This window comes from Hydrocarboniphaga sp., assembly GCF_028291725.1.
Lineage (GTDB): Bacteria > Pseudomonadota > Gammaproteobacteria > Nevskiales > Nevskiaceae > Hydrocarboniphaga.
This window is the reverse complement of the sequence record NZ_JAQGNT010000070.1, coordinates 56,010-69,285: the sequence shown is the minus strand read 5'-3', so window position 1 is coordinate 69,285 and position 13,276 is coordinate 56,010. Positions and strand designations below refer to the sequence as shown.

Annotated in this window: 14 protein-coding genes; 10 read left to right on the top strand and 4 right to left on the bottom strand. The window is 66.6% G+C overall.

All coding sequences use genetic code 11. From position 1 onward, the window contains the following. Positions 1-25 precede the first annotated feature (25 nt). From JWQ90_RS19515 to JWQ90_RS19500, 4 genes are all read right to left on the bottom strand, one after another. The gene (locus tag JWQ90_RS19515) at positions 26-1,213 is read right to left on the bottom strand and encodes an acyl-CoA dehydrogenase family protein (protein WP_299696690.1); all 1,188 of its coding nucleotides are present in this window, start codon (positions 1,211-1,213) and stop codon (positions 26-28) included. Next, positions 1,206-2,303: an acyl-CoA dehydrogenase family protein gene (locus JWQ90_RS19510; protein ID WP_299696689.1), complete on the bottom strand. Its 1,098-nt coding sequence runs from the start codon at positions 2,301-2,303 to the stop codon at positions 1,206-1,208. The genes JWQ90_RS19515 and JWQ90_RS19510 overlap by 8 nt, the downstream gene beginning before the upstream one ends. A gap of 42 nt (positions 2,304-2,345) precedes the next feature. After that, positions 2,346-3,122, bottom strand: a complete 777-nt coding sequence (locus tag JWQ90_RS19505; protein WP_299696688.1) for an SDR family NAD(P)-dependent oxidoreductase — start codon at positions 3,120-3,122, stop codon at positions 2,346-2,348. A 76-nt stretch (positions 3,123-3,198) separates the two neighbouring features. Next, positions 3,199-3,567, bottom strand: a complete 369-nt coding sequence (locus JWQ90_RS19500; protein ID WP_299696687.1) for an OB-fold domain-containing protein — start codon at positions 3,565-3,567, stop codon at positions 3,199-3,201. A gap of 327 nt (positions 3,568-3,894) precedes the next feature. On the opposite strand from JWQ90_RS19500, the gene JWQ90_RS19495 reads away from it, so the two are divergent. The 10 genes from JWQ90_RS19495 (at position 3,895) to JWQ90_RS19450 (ending at position 13,267) form a co-directional block, all read left to right on the top strand. Continuing rightward, the gene (locus JWQ90_RS19495) at positions 3,895-4,668 is read left to right on the top strand and encodes an SDR family NAD(P)-dependent oxidoreductase (protein ID WP_299696686.1); all 774 of its coding nucleotides are present in this window, start codon (positions 3,895-3,897) and stop codon (positions 4,666-4,668) included. Between the two features lie 13 nt (positions 4,669-4,681). Then, on the top strand, positions 4,682-5,428 hold the full coding sequence (locus JWQ90_RS19490; protein ID WP_299696685.1) for a glutathione binding-like protein: 747 nt from the start codon (positions 4,682-4,684) through the stop codon (positions 5,426-5,428). A gap of 102 nt (positions 5,429-5,530) precedes the next feature. Further along, the gene (locus JWQ90_RS19485; RefSeq protein WP_299696684.1) at positions 5,531-6,343 is read left to right on the top strand and encodes an SDR family oxidoreductase; all 813 of its coding nucleotides are present in this window, start codon (positions 5,531-5,533) and stop codon (positions 6,341-6,343) included. Between the two features lie 72 nt (positions 6,344-6,415). Then, positions 6,416-7,201 (top strand): SDR family oxidoreductase, encoded by a 786-nt coding sequence (locus JWQ90_RS19480; RefSeq protein WP_299696683.1) that lies wholly within the window; start codon positions 6,416-6,418, stop codon positions 7,199-7,201. A gap of 38 nt (positions 7,202-7,239) precedes the next feature. Then, positions 7,240-8,952, top strand: a complete 1,713-nt coding sequence (locus JWQ90_RS19475; protein ID WP_299696682.1) for an FAD-dependent oxidoreductase — start codon at positions 7,240-7,242, stop codon at positions 8,950-8,952. Positions 8,953-8,967: 15 nt separating this feature from the next. Further along, positions 8,968-9,774, top strand: a complete 807-nt coding sequence (locus JWQ90_RS19470; protein ID WP_299696681.1) for a hypothetical protein — start codon at positions 8,968-8,970, stop codon at positions 9,772-9,774. Positions 9,775-9,883: 109 nt separating this feature from the next. Further along, positions 9,884-11,155 carry a cytochrome P450 gene (locus JWQ90_RS19465; protein ID WP_299696680.1) on the top strand — a complete coding sequence of 424 codons (1,272 nt, stop codon included), beginning with the start codon at positions 9,884-9,886 and terminating at the stop codon, positions 11,153-11,155. A 10-nt stretch (positions 11,156-11,165) separates the two neighbouring features. Next, complete coding sequence (locus JWQ90_RS19460; RefSeq protein WP_299696679.1) at positions 11,166-11,489, top strand: 2Fe-2S iron-sulfur cluster-binding protein; 324 nt, start codon at positions 11,166-11,168, stop codon at positions 11,487-11,489. A 31-nt stretch (positions 11,490-11,520) separates the two neighbouring features. Beyond that, entirely contained in the window at positions 11,521-12,306 is a 786-nt protein-coding gene (locus JWQ90_RS19455) for a TetR/AcrR family transcriptional regulator (RefSeq protein WP_299696678.1), read from the top strand. Positions 12,307-12,499: 193 nt separating this feature from the next. Then, on the top strand, positions 12,500-13,267 hold the full coding sequence (locus JWQ90_RS19450; protein WP_299696677.1) for an SDR family oxidoreductase: 768 nt from the start codon (positions 12,500-12,502) through the stop codon (positions 13,265-13,267). Positions 13,268-13,276 lie beyond the last annotated feature (9 nt).

Here is a 13,276-nt window from a genome sequence, read left to right as displayed (position 1 = left end):
GATGCTCTCCGTTCTAGTTCTTGATCTAGTTTCTGGCCGAGGCTTCGGCGGGCAGGCCGAGCACGGTCTTGGCGAGGATGTCGCGCTGGATTTCGTTGGCGCCGGCGAAGATCGTCACCGGCCGCGCCATCATGAACTGCCAGTGCAGGTCGGTGAGCGCGCCGCCGATGCGCGCGTCGCCGACGATGCCGCCGCTCTCGGCCGCCACTTCCTGGTTGAACTCGGTCAGGCGGTGCAGCAGCTCGGAGGCGTAGACCTTGAGCATCGACACGTCCGGCCCGGGCTTGCCGCCGTCGGCGATGCTGTCGCAGATTTCCGCATACAGCAGGCGATAGTCGTGCAGGTCGGCCGCGAGTTGCGCCAGGCGATCCATTACACCGGCATCGTTCGTCAGCGCGAGTTCTTCGACCAGCGTGCGGGCCAATTCCAGAGCCTTGCCGGCGAGCGCCGGGCTGCCGATCCAGATTCGCTCGTAGCCGAGCAGCGCCTTGGCCACGGTCCAGCCCTGGTCGAGTTCGCCCACCAGCTGCGCGGCCGGCACACGCACATTGTCGAAGAACACTTCGCAGAACTCGTCTTCACCTGCAAGGTTCACGATCGGCCGCACGGTGATGCCGGGTGTAGCGAGGTCGATCAGCAGAAAGCTGATGCCCTGCTGCTTCTTCGCGAACTTGCCGGTGCGCACCAGTGTGAAGATGTGCGTGGAGTCGGTGGCGTGCGTGGTCCAGATCTTCTGGCCGTTGACGATGAAGGCCTCGCCTTCACGCACCGCGCTCGTGCGCAGGCTCGCGAGATCGGACCCCGCGCCGGGCTCGGAATAGCCCTGGCACCAGACGTCCTCGCAGGACAGGATGCGCGGCAGGTAGTGCGCTTTCTGCGCCTCGCTGCCGCACTGGATCAGCGTCGGGCCGAGCTGCGTTTCGCCGAGATCGATGATGCGCGCGACGCCGGCATGTTCCAGCTCCTCGTGATAGATGAGCTGCTTGCGAAAGCTCAGACCCATGCCGCCGTACTCGCGCGGCCATGCGGGCGCGCGCCAGCCGGCTTGTCGTACCCGTCGCAGCCAGGCTACCGCGGCATCGCCGCGCAGGCGGCGGAACGGACGATGCGAATCCTGCTTGAGTTCGGCCGGATAGTTCGCCGCCAGCCAGGCGCGGAAGCGCTCGCGGAACTGCTCGTCGGACAGCCGATCGGGATGGGCTGGCTCAGACATGCTCGGCCTCCGCCTCGATGGCCATGAAGCGCCGGCGATGCTGCAGCGGCGTGCCGAGCCAGGCGTAGGCCTGCAGCCCTGCGCGCAGGTACAGGCCGATGTCGGCTTCCTCGGTGAAACCCATGGCGCCGTGCATCTGGATGGCCTCGCGGCCGATGCGCTGCGCGGTGTCGGCGCAGCGCGCCTTGGCGGCGCTGATCGCGGCGCCGGCATCTTCGCCGCCCTCGTAAGCGCGCAGCGCATTGCGCCAGCTGGCACCCGCGAGCTGCGCGGCGATGTACAGATCGACGCAACGATGATGGATGACCTGGAACGAGCCGATGGCGCGCCCGAACTGCACGCGGCCTTTCACGTAGTCGAGCGTGCGGGCCAGCATGCCGCTGCCCAGGCCTTCGAGCTGCGCGGACAGTGCCACGCGGCCGGCGTCGAGCGTGCGCTGCAGCGCCATCTGGGCCGTGTTGCCCGACAGCAGCGACGCGCCGAACAGGATCGGGGTCTTGTCGAAATGCAGCGTGCTGACCGCTCCCAGGCCAGCCGCGAAATCCTCGCGCGTGACGCCGGATGCATCGGCAGCCACAGCGACCACCGCGAGGCCCGAACCGTCGCGCACGCTGACCAGCAGAACGCCGTCGTCTTCCACCGCGGGAACGAATACCTTGCAGCCGCTCACGCGGCCGTCCTGCAGGCGTGCGAGTGGCGCATCGGCGTCGAGCTGGTCGCGCTTCTCCTGCCAGGCCAGCGTGAGCAGCTTGTCGCCGCCCTGCAGCGCGGCCGCGAGTTCGCTCGCGCCCGGCGTGCCCGCGAACGACAGCAGCACGGCCGGCATCAGCGAGGCCGCGACATAGGGCGCGGCGAACGCGCTGCGGCCGAACTGCTCCGCCAGCACCGTGGATTCGCGCAGGCCCATGCCGCTGCCGCCCAGCGATTCGGGCAGCTCCAAACCCAGCCAGCCGAGCTCGCCCATCTCGCGCCACAGCGCGCGATCCACGGGCTGCGGCTGGCCGATGCTGCCCTTGAGCCGCGACAGGTCGTGGCGGCCTTCGAGGAAGTCCGCCGCGCTGTCGCGCAGCATCGCGGAGATGTCATCCATTGCGCGCACTGCGGACCGATGCGGAAGTCGAACGACGCTTCATCAGAGGCTGATCGTGTAGCCGCCGTTGACCGACAGCACCTGGCCCGTCACGTACGAGGCGCCCGGCGACAGCAGGAAGCACACCGGCACCGAGACTTCTTCGGGCGAAGCCCAGCGGCCCAGCGGAATCTGCGCGAGATAGCTGTCCTTGAAGCGCTCGTCGGTGCGCACGGTCTCGGTCATCGCGGTCTCGACCACGCCGAAACACACCGCGTTGGCGCGGATGTTGTGTTTGGCCCATTCGCGCGCCACGGTCATGGTCATGCCGAACATCGCCGACTTGGCGGCGGCATAGTTGATCTGGCCCAGGCTGCCGCGGCGGCCCGCATCCGAGGAGATGAACACGAAGCTGCCGGGATCCTTGTCGCCGGCCTTGGCGCGCTCGAGCATGTGGCGGCCCACAGCCTGGGTGAAATGGAACGAGCCGTTGACGTGCACGTCCATCACCAGCTGGAAGTTGGCCACCGACATCTTCTCGATCAGTGCGGGGCGGCCGATGCCGGCGTTGTTGACCAGGCCGTGCACGGCGCCGTAGGTGGCGACGGCCTGGCTCACGGCCTGCTCCGCAACCGCGGGGTCGGCGACGCTGCCGTTCACCGGCAGGAAGCGACCCGGCGGCAGCGCGGTCTTGGCCGACTCCAATGCCTCCGCGTTGAGATCGACACCGACGGCATTGCCACCGAGTTCGATCACCAGCGTGCTGATCGCAAGGCCGATGCCCTGCCCCGCACCCGTCACGACGATCGTGCGCCCTTCCAGCGACATCGGGTTGTTCATGCTGTTTCCTGTTCGAATATGGCTAGTGCGGCGCGCGATGCCGCGGCGCCGTACCGGGTAAGAATGGCGCGGCGCTTCACGCCCGGTCGAATACCACGTAGGCGAAATCGGCCTCCTGCACGATGCGCACTTTCACCGGCATGTCGATGCGAACCTCACCGGGATCGATGCCTTCGACGCGCGTCATCAGACGCGGCCCTTCTTCAAGTTCCACGAGCGCCACGTTGTGCGAAGGCGTCGGCGGCCTGGCACGCACCACCGTCGTCGAATACACCACGCCGCGTCCGCTGGCCTCGACCCATTCGAGGTCCTCGGCGCCGCTGCCCGGCGCGATCGCTCGCGGGTAGAACACGTGGCGCCCGCTGGACGCGCTGCGCTGGATCATGAAACGGCCCTGCCTGAGAAAGGCCTGGTAGTCGTTTTCCGGACAGAGTGTCGCGCTCATATCGTCTCGTGCTGCCCCATGGATCGCCGGTGGATCATCACCAACAGCGGCGCGGGTTCCTCGTCCCGCATCTCATAACTGACATGATATCACTTATTTTCCAGCCATAGCCAAGCGCGGGCTTCGACCGCGCGTCGAAGACATCGGCATCGAATCGGCAACGGCGACAGGCGTAATGGCGCTTGCCATTGCACCGGATCAAAAGCTAACATTCCGTCAGTAGTTGAGACAACACCATAAGTGCGACCGCCCGGCGGCGCACGACTCCCCGGACCATCGAGGCCGACCCGGGAGAGCCAACAGGCCGTCGTGCAGGAGAATGAGTCGATGAAAGGTCTCACTGGCAAAAGGATCGTGCTTGCGGGCGCCGCCTCCGGCATCGGTGCCGCCACCGCGGAACGCCTTGCCGGAGAAGGCGCGCGCGTAATCGTGGGCGACATCAACATCGAAGGCGCCAAGGCCACGGTCGAGCGCATTTCCAAGGCCGGCGGCGAAGCCAAGGCCGTGCTGTTCGACATGGCTGAAGCGGCTTCCATCCAGGCGCTGATCGACTCGGCAGTGTCGAGCTTCGGCGGCATCGACGGGCTGGCCAACGTCGCCGCGGACCTGTCGCCGCAGACCATGGGCGGCGATGCCGACGTGCTCAACATGTCGGTGGCGATCTGGGAGCGCGTCTTCCGCGTCAACGTGATCGGCTTCGCGCTGAGCTGCCAGGCCGCGATCCGCGAGTTCACCAGGCAGGGCAAGGGCGGCGCCATCGTCAACGTGGCTTCCGAGGCCGCCAACGCCGGCGAGGACACGCGTCCCGCCTACGCCGCATCCAAGGCCGCGGTCACTGCGCTGACGCGCCACATCGCGCTGCGCTTCGGCCCCGAAGGCGTGCGCTGCAACAGCGTGGCGCCGGGCATCGTGCTCAGCGAAACCGCGATCGAACAGATGCCGGCCGACTTCAAGCAGAAGTGGCTGATGATGACCACGGTGCGCCGCTTCGGCCGTCCCGACGATCTGGCCAGCACCATCAGCTTCCTGCTCTCCGACGATTCCAGCTACATCCATGGACAGGTCTGGCACGCCAACGGCGGCAGCCACTTCCACGGCTGACGGGAGGCCGACCATGTTCGACGTCTACTGCACGCAGTTCGGCGCCACGCCCAACGTCTACAAGGTGCTGGTGCTGCTCGAAGAGCTGGGGCTGGAACATCGCATCCTGCCGGTGGATATCCGCCGCGGCGAGCAGTTCCGGCCGGAGTTTCTCAAGATCAGCCCCAACAACAAAGTGCCGCTGCTGGTCGATCACGCACCGGCCGACGGCGGCGAGCCGCTGGCGGTGTTCGAGTCGGGCGCGATCCTGGTGTACCTCGCCGACAAGCTGCAGCGCTTCATCCCGCCGGTGAGCGAGCCGCGCGCGCGCAGCGAAGTGCTGCAATGGACGTTCTGGCAGATGGCCGGCTTCGGCCCGCACTGGGGACAGTTCGCGCACTACACGATGTACGCGCCCGAGCCTATGCCTTATCCCACCGAAAAGGCGCGGCGCGAGCTGGATCGCCTGTTCGGCGTGCTGGACACGCGGCTCGAAGGGCGCGAGTTCATCGCGCAGGACCAGTACAGCATCGCCGACATCATCAGCTTCGCCTCGACGATGAGCTACGAGCGCTTCAGCCCGCAGATCGACCAGCTGTTTCCCAACTTCTGGCGCTGGTGGAGCGCGATCCGCGAGCGTCCGGCGGTGCAGCGCGCCTTCGACCAGCAGGCGATCCGCAACGACACCGGCGGCAAACCCTACGCGGAAGATCCGCTGGCGATGAAGATGATCTTCCAGCAGACCAGCCGCTATCTGAAAGGCGAGCTGCCTACTGCCTGAGCACGCGCACCACACACGCTCGCTCGCCCAATTGACTGACTATTCGTCAGTTTTAAACCTCATCGGTTCGGCCGCGGCGGCCGGCACAGCGGAGACAGCAGCATGGATCTTGGCATTGCAGGAAAGGTGGCGATCGTCACCGGCGGCTCGCATGGTATCGGCCGTTCCATTTCGGATGAACTCGGCCGCAACGGCGTGAAAGTGGTGGTGGTGGCGCGCGGCCAGGAGCAGCTCGACGAAACCGTCGCGGCGATCCGCGCCGAAGGTGGCGTAGCGGTCGCGGTATCGGGCGACCTCACTTCGCTGGACATGCACGACCATGTCGTCGAACAGACCGTCGCCGCCTTCGGCACCACGCCCGACATCGCGATCTATTCGCCGGTGGCGCCGCCGCCGGGCCCGTTCGAACAGTTCACCGACGAGGACTTCGACCGCTCCTACGCCTACGTGGTGAAGGGCTTCGCGCATTTCGTGCGCGCGGTGTCGCCGGGCATGAAGCAGAAGCGCTGGGGCCGCATCATCACCATCGGCTCGGGCTGCGGCAAATGGCCGGTGCGCAGTTCCACGGCCGGCTTCGACTACGTGCTCGCCAACACCAACCGTCCGGCGGCACTCGGCCTGTCGCGCAGCATGGCCGATGCGCTCGGGCCGTTCGGCATCACCGTCAACACCATTCCGCCGGGCTTCGTCGAAACCGGCGAGAACTACCAGGCCTGGTTCCAGTACTGCGCCGACAACGCCGGCCAGAGCTACGACGAGTTCATGGCCAGGCTGCTCAAGCGCATTCCGCTGAACCGTTTCGGCCGGCCCGAGGAAGTGGGCCATCTCGCCGCTTTCCTGTGCTCGCAGAGTGCCGGCTACATCACCGGGCAATACCTGGTGGTCGATGGCGGCAACATGGAAACGTATTACTGATCTCCTCCATTCCCTCTCGCCAGTATCCGGAGAGGGAATTTTTTGAGCTGTAACGCGAACGGAGCAACGCACATGGGCAAGCTGGACGGAAAAGTGGCCGTGGTCACGGGCGCAGGCCGCGGCATCGGCCGCGCCATCGCGCTGGCCTACGCCGCAGAAGGCGCGAAGGTGGCGGTGGCTTCACGCACCACCGCGACGGTCGACACGGTGGTGGGCGAAATCAAGGCCGCGGGCGGCACCGCGCTGGGCCTCACCTGCGACGTGTCGCAGCGGACACAGGTCTACGCGATGATCGAGAAGGCCGCGCAGACTTTCGGCGGCATCGACGTCCTGGTCAACAACGCCCAGGGCTTCGGCAAGGAAGGCGAAACCACCAATGCGCCGGTGTTCGTGGCGATCCAGGATTTCGACGAGGAAGTGCTGGAGTTCACCTACCGCTCGGGCTTCATGTCGACGCTGTGGGGCATGAAGGCCGCGTTTCCGCACCTGAGCAAGAGCCGCGGCAAGGTCATCAACTTCGGCTCGCCGATGGCGCAGATCAATCTCGAAGGCGGCATGGCCTACAACATGACCAAGGAAGCCGTGCGCTCGCTGTCGCGCACCGCGGCGCGCGAATGGGGACCGCTGGGCATCAACGTCAACGTGATCAACCCGATCATGCTCACCGACGCGCTCAGGGAATCCTACGAGACCGCGCCGACCAGCTTCGACGGCACCATCGCCCAGGTTCCGCTGCGCCGCTTCGGCAACCCCGAAACCGACCTCGCCCCCGTCGCGGTCTTCCTGGCCAGCCGCGATTCCGACTTCCTGACCGGCATGACCCTGCAGGTCGATGGCGGCTTTTTCATGCGCGCGTGAACGCTGGCCTGCGGCTCGAACACGACCCACGGGGTCACATGAGCAGTCCGCCGCGAGCTGCGGACGATGGCGTCGATGTCGGCCTCGGCTTCGACGTCGTCGTGGTCGGTTCCGGCAGCGCGGGCATGGCGGCGGCGATCGTCGCCGCGCTATCGGGCCTGCAGGTGCTGCTGGTGGAGAAGACCGCGGTCTTCGGCGGAGCCACCGCTTGGTCGGGCGGCGGCTGCTGGGTACCCGGCAATCATCTGATGCAGCGGGCCGGCATTGCCGACAGCGCGGAAGCGGCCGCCCGCTACGTGCGACAGGTGGTCGGCGAGGCCTTGAACGAAACGCTGCTGGAGCGCTTCCTGCGGCACAGTCCCGAGATGCTGCGCTACTTCGAGCAGCATACGCAGTTGCGCTTCGAACTCAGCGGCGCGATGCCGGACTATCAGCCCGAACTCGCGGGCGCCTCAAAGCAGGGCCGTCTGCTGGTGCCGGTGGAATTCGACGGCCGGCAGCTCGGACCGCGGTTCGCGCAGCTGCGTCCGCCCTTGCAGGAATTCAACGCGCCGGGCGGCATGATGGTGGGCTTCCGCGATGCCGATCACCTCATGAACGCCACGCGCTCCTGGCGCTCGCTGCGGCATACGCTGCGCCTCGCCGGCCGCTACCTCATGGACCGCCTGCGCGGTTATTCGCGCGGCACGCGCCTGACGATGGGCAATGCGCTTGCGGGACGCCTGCTGCGTTCCGCGCTCGATGCCCGCGTCACGCTGTGGAATCACAGTGCCGCCACCGCGCTGCGGCGCGAGAACGGCCGCGTCGTCGGCGTGCAGATCGACCAGCGGGGCCGTTCGCGCTTCGTGCAGGCGCGGCGCGGCGTGGTGCTGGCCAGCGGCGGCTTCTCGGCCGATCCGGTCATGCGCGCGCAGCACATTCCCTACGCCGATCAGCACCAGTCGCTGGTGCCCGAAGGCAACACCGGCGATGGTCTGAAGATGGCGCAGGCCGTGGGCGCGGTGATGAACCCGTGCAATCCCAGCAACGCGGCCTGGAACGTGATCTCGCTGCATCAGCGTCGCGACGGCAGCGTGCAGAAGTTCCCGCACCTGTTTCTCGACAAGCCCAAGCCCGGCTGCATCGCGGTGAACGCGCAGGCCCTGCGCTTCGGCAACGAGGCTTCGCTGATGTTCACCGAAGCCATGCATGCCAGCGGCTCGGTGCCGGCCTGGCTGATCTGCGACGGCCGCTTCATCCGCAAGTACGGGCTCGGCCTGGTGTACCCCGGCGGCTACGGCCTCTGGCGCCTGGTGCGCGACGGCTACCTGATCGAGGCACCGACGCTGGCCGGTCTCGCGCAGCGCCTGCAGATGCCGGCCGATGCGCTGACGGCGACCGTCGCCGAGTTCAACCGCCACGCCGCCCAGGGAAAGGACCCGCGGTTCGGCCGCGGTGTCAGCGCCTTCGATCTCTCGATGGGCGATCCCGCACATCGCCCCAATCCATCGCTGGGCGTGCTCGAGCAGACGCCGTTTTACGCCGTGAAAATCTTTCCCGGCGATGCGACCACCACGCTGGGATTGAACGTCGACGGCCAGGGGCGCGCGCTCGATGCCGATGGCCGGCCGATCGACGGCCTCTATGCCTGCGGCCTCGACATGAACTCGCTGTGGGCCGGGCGTCCGCCGGCCAACGGCTGCAACCATTCGCTCAATCTCACCTTCGGCTACCTGATCGCGCGGCATCTCGCCGGCGCGCCGGCCGAGTAACCGGAGAGTCCTTCGATGCGCCCAACCCGCATGTGCCGCGTCGCCTATGTCACGGACGATATCGATCGCAACGTCGCCGCCTTCGAGCGCGCCTTCGGCCTGACTTTCAAGTGGCCGGACATGGGCGACATCGGCCTGCGTGTATGCATCGGCGAGCACGGCCTGGAGCCGCTGCAGCCGCAGCGCGAGCTGCCCTTCCTGCACGGCATTCCGCATCCGCTGATGGAAGTCGCGCTCGCGGTGGACGACGCCGACCAGGTCAAGGACGCGCTGGTGGCCGCGGGGCACGTGGTCACCGCGCCGAGCTGGCTGCCGATTCCGGGCAAGTTCGAATACCTGTTCGGCCCGAGCTTCCACGGCATTCCGCTGATGATCTGCACCGACGGCGACAACGAGGCGCAGCTGGCGCCGTTCAAGGACCTGGAGTCGGCAGCCGCGCCCAAGCTGGGCCTGGTGAGCCTGACGGTGCTCGACCTCGATGCGGCGGCAGCCGACTTCGAACGCTTCTTCGGCATGCGTTTCAGCGATTGCGATGCGGCCGGTCTGGGCAAGCGAGCCAAGGTCGGCGCGCATCGCATCAAGCTCGTGGAAGGTGCTGCCGATGCGAGCCTGGTGGCGGCGGTGCATGCGCCGATCGCCGCTTTAGAGTTCGTGGTCGAGGATGTCGAAGCGGTCTGCGCGCGCCTTAGACAGCAGAGCTTGAAGATCCTGCTGAGCCATCGCCTGCCCAGCGGGCGCAGCAAACATTACCTGCAGATCGAAGGCCTGCCGCTGGCGATCTATGACGTGGCCGACGACCACGCCGAACGCGGGCTCCAATGATCCGCAGCCTGGACGATCAGGCGGCAAATATGGATTTCCCGATATAGCTTGTGTACTCACCCCGGTGCAAAGTGATAGACCATCAGCCGCAGCCAGCAGCCTTTTTCGAGTGCCTGCCGGCCGCTCCGAACATCAGAACATCCATCCCGCGGAGAACACGGTGATTCCCGATCTCAATCAGCTCGACCCGGCCAAGTTCGAACATCTCGATTTCGACATGTACGGCCAGGCCATCAAGTCCGACCCTTCGAAGTATTTCCTCAAGTGGGCGCAGCAGCCGCCGCGCTACATCCGCCAGGACGGTCATGTGCACGCGTTCGCCACGCGCCACAAGGATGTGAAGTTCGGCCTGATGAACCAGGAGTTCCTCAGCGCCGTACCGGTGCCGGGAACGGGCCTGGACAACATCGACTACTTCAACGGCCTGCCGATCATCGTCGAGGTGGACCAGCCGCAGCACACGCGCCTGCGCCGCCTGATGCAGCCCGCGTTCACGCCGCGCCGCGTGGCCGAGGCGCAGGCCGGCCTCAACGCGCTGGCCAACCAGATGATGGATCAGCTCGAAGCGCGCGGCACCGATATCGACGTGATGGCCGACATCGCCATCCCGTTCGCGGTCACCGTGCTGCTGGACCACTTCCTGGCGGTGCCGCAGCAGGACTGGCCGCTGTTCCTGCACTACTCGCACTCGATGGGCCTGGTCGGCACGCTCAAGGCCGGCGATCCCAAGCCCAAGGAATACCTGGATGCCTACAACGCCATGTACGCCTATTGCGAGAACCTCATCGAGCGGCGCAAGGCCGAGCCCAAGGACGACCTGGTCGGCAGCATCATCGCCTCCGACATCACCACCGAAGAGCTGTTCGCCACGCTGATGGTGCTGCTCACCGGAGGCATCGGCACGATCTCGGCCACCATCGGCCTGGCGGCGCTGCGCTTCGGCCGCAACCCCGAGCAGATGGAACTGCTGCGCAACGAGCCCGCGCTGATCAACAGCGCCATCGAAGAAGTGCTGCGCATCGACTGCCTCGGCAACTTCCGCCATCGCTGGGCCAGGCAGGACTTCGAGTTCGAAGGCCTGCAAGTATGGAAGGGCATGGCCATCGCGCTGTCGCTGGGCGCGGCCAACTACGACCCGGTGCTGTATCCCGACCCGGGCAAGTTCGACATCCGCCGCGCGCCCACCGACGTGTCCTCGTTCGGCTACGGCATCCACTTCTGCATCGGCCAGGCCATCGCACGTCCGTCGGTACGCACCGCCACGCTGGCGCTGGTCCAGCGCTTTCCCGCGCTGCGCCTGGCCACGCCCGACTTCGAGCCGCTGTGGGGCGGCCTGCCGACCGAGCGTTCGCCGGTCAACGTCAACATGAAGATCAAGTGAGCCGACGCGCATGCTGACGGTCAATTTCATCCTCGCCGACGGCAGCCGGCGCGCGGTGCAGATCGCACCCGGCCGCACGGTCAAGGAGGCCGCGGAGGACAATCTCATCCGCGGCATCCTGGCGCTGTGCGGCGGCAGCTGCACCTGCGGCACCTGCCACGTCTACGTCGGCGAGCAATGGGCGGCGCGTTTCGCGCCGCCGTCGATCGACGAGGACGCACTGCTCGACGGAGCCGCGGCCGAACGCCGCGACACCAGCCGGCTGAGCTGCCAGCTGCCGCTGGCCGAGGACATGGATGGCATCATGGTGACGGTCCCCGACCAGCAGCAGTAGCGGGACCGCAGGCTCGGCGAGGAGACAGCGCATGGCGATACCTGCGGCGACGGGTTACGACCCGTCGCGGTTCGAGCCGGAACTCGATGCTCGTCCTGTTCACCGCCGGCATCGGCACCATCCCCCTCTTTTTGGCCAAGCGGCGGCACCGCCCAGGCGCCCGAGATCGAAGCCGTGCAAGATAGCGCCCGATCACCCTTTTACTTCGCCCGCGATGAACGCCGACCCCGCGCCCACCAGCCGCGATCTGCAGCGCATGGAGACCTTTATGCGCGTCTATGATGCGGCGCTGGAGGAGTTTGGCCGCGTGGGCGTGCAGGATGCGAAAGTCAGTGAGATCTGCCTGCGGGCCGGCGTCGCCAAGGGCACTTTCTTCTTTCACTTTCCGACCAAGGATCACGTGCTGCTGGAGCGCCAGCGGCGTATCTCCGCGGCAATGGCGAAGCGCATCGACGAGGAACTCGCCCGCACCACCGACATCGCAAGCTTTCTCGCCGGGCTTACTTCGGTTGTGCTGGAAGAGCATCGGATCATCGGCAATCAGGAGCTGACGCGGGAGATCAATCTCGCGCTGGTGCGCCATAGCGGCACGGCGGGCATGACCACCGACAAGACCGCCTTCGGAATCGCCTTGATCGCGCAGGTCAAGCGCCTGCAACGGGTCGGGGCGATCCGCGCCGATATCGACACCTACGAGCTGGCCGATACCCTGCGCCTGAGTTTCTGGGGGTTTCTGCTGGCGCCCAGCTCGCCGGTCGAGACGCGTCCCCGGCTGGCCATGCTGACCTCGCTGCTGGCCGGTTCCCTGGCCGTCTGATCCCTAATCTGATCCCTAAGAAGGGCTCATAGCGGGCTCATTGTTCATTTTCGCTTGTTCGTTGACCTTGGTCAGTGAAATGGCTACAGTCCGGCCACGTCGTCGCCAATAAAGCGAGCTCGCGCTGCCACTTAAGCTGACGGTTCATCAGCTATGTGCAGCGCCAGAACCACGCACGCCAAGGCAGGAGAGCATGGACAAAGTACTGCAAGGTAAAACCGCCATCGTCGCCGGCGGCGGCCAGGGCATCGGCCAGGCGAGCGCGCTTGCGCTTGCACAGGCCGGTGCCGCGATCGTGGTGCTCGACATCAACGACGCCGGCCTCGCCGACACTGCGAACCGCATCGAACACGCAGGTGGACGCTGCCTGCCGCAGCGCTGCGACATCACGCGGCGAGACCAGGTCGATGCCGCCATCGCGCTTGCGGCCGGCACGTTCGGCAGCGTCGACATCCTGTTCAACAGCGCGATGCTGATCCGCGCCAAGCCGCTGGAGGAGCAGACCGAGGCCGACCTGCTCGACGTGCTCAAGGTGAACCTGTTCGGGCCCTTCAACGCCATGCAGGCCTGCTTTCCTTACCTGAAGCAGCGCGGCGGCAAGATCATCAACTGCGGCTCGGCCTCCGGCACCATGGGCGTGGTCCTGCATTCCACTTACGCCGCCGCCAAGGAAGGCGTACGCGGGCTGACCAAGTCCGCCGCCAACGAATGGGGCCAGTACGGCATCAACGTCAACGCCATCATGCCGCTGGCGCTGACGCCCTCGGCGCGCGCCGATCTCGGCCGCGCCGGCGATCTCGACGCGCAGGTGCGCCAGATTGCTTCGCACATCCCGATGCGCCGCTTCGGCGATCCGGCGCGCGACATCGCGCCTGTGGTGGTGTTCCTGGCGAGCCCCGCATCCGACTACATCTCCGGCCGCTCGCTGTTCGTCGACGGCGGCGGCGGCAGCTTTCTCTGATCCGGACCA

Excerpts from the sequence above, each read along its gene's own strand:
- JWQ90_RS19515 (WP_299696690.1), bottom strand. The coding sequence starts at position 1,213 with ATGTCTGAGCCAGCCCATCCCGATCGGCTGTCCGACGAGCAGTTCCGC.
- JWQ90_RS19510 (WP_299696689.1), bottom strand. The coding sequence starts at position 2,303 with ATGGATGACATCTCCGCGATGCTGCGCGACAGCGCGGCGGACTTCCTC.
- JWQ90_RS19505 (WP_299696688.1), bottom strand. The coding sequence starts at position 3,122 with ATGAACAACCCGATGTCGCTGGAAGGGCGCACGATCGTCGTGACGGGT.
- JWQ90_RS19500 (WP_299696687.1), bottom strand. The coding sequence starts at position 3,567 with ATGAGCGCGACACTCTGTCCGGAAAACGACTACCAGGCCTTTCTCAGG.
- JWQ90_RS19495 (WP_299696686.1), top strand. The coding sequence starts at position 3,895 with ATGAAAGGTCTCACTGGCAAAAGGATCGTGCTTGCGGGCGCCGCCTCC.
- JWQ90_RS19490 (WP_299696685.1), top strand. The coding sequence starts at position 4,682 with ATGTTCGACGTCTACTGCACGCAGTTCGGCGCCACGCCCAACGTCTAC.
- JWQ90_RS19485 (WP_299696684.1), top strand. The coding sequence starts at position 5,531 with ATGGATCTTGGCATTGCAGGAAAGGTGGCGATCGTCACCGGCGGCTCG.
- JWQ90_RS19480 (WP_299696683.1), top strand. The coding sequence starts at position 6,416 with ATGGGCAAGCTGGACGGAAAAGTGGCCGTGGTCACGGGCGCAGGCCGC.
- JWQ90_RS19475 (WP_299696682.1), top strand. The coding sequence starts at position 7,240 with ATGAGCAGTCCGCCGCGAGCTGCGGACGATGGCGTCGATGTCGGCCTC.
- JWQ90_RS19470 (WP_299696681.1), top strand. The coding sequence starts at position 8,968 with ATGCGCCCAACCCGCATGTGCCGCGTCGCCTATGTCACGGACGATATC.
- JWQ90_RS19460 (WP_299696679.1), top strand. The coding sequence starts at position 11,166 with ATGCTGACGGTCAATTTCATCCTCGCCGACGGCAGCCGGCGCGCGGTG.
- JWQ90_RS19455 (WP_299696678.1), top strand. The coding sequence starts at position 11,521 with ATGGCGATACCTGCGGCGACGGGTTACGACCCGTCGCGGTTCGAGCCG.
- JWQ90_RS19450 (WP_299696677.1), top strand. The coding sequence starts at position 12,500 with ATGGACAAAGTACTGCAAGGTAAAACCGCCATCGTCGCCGGCGGCGGC.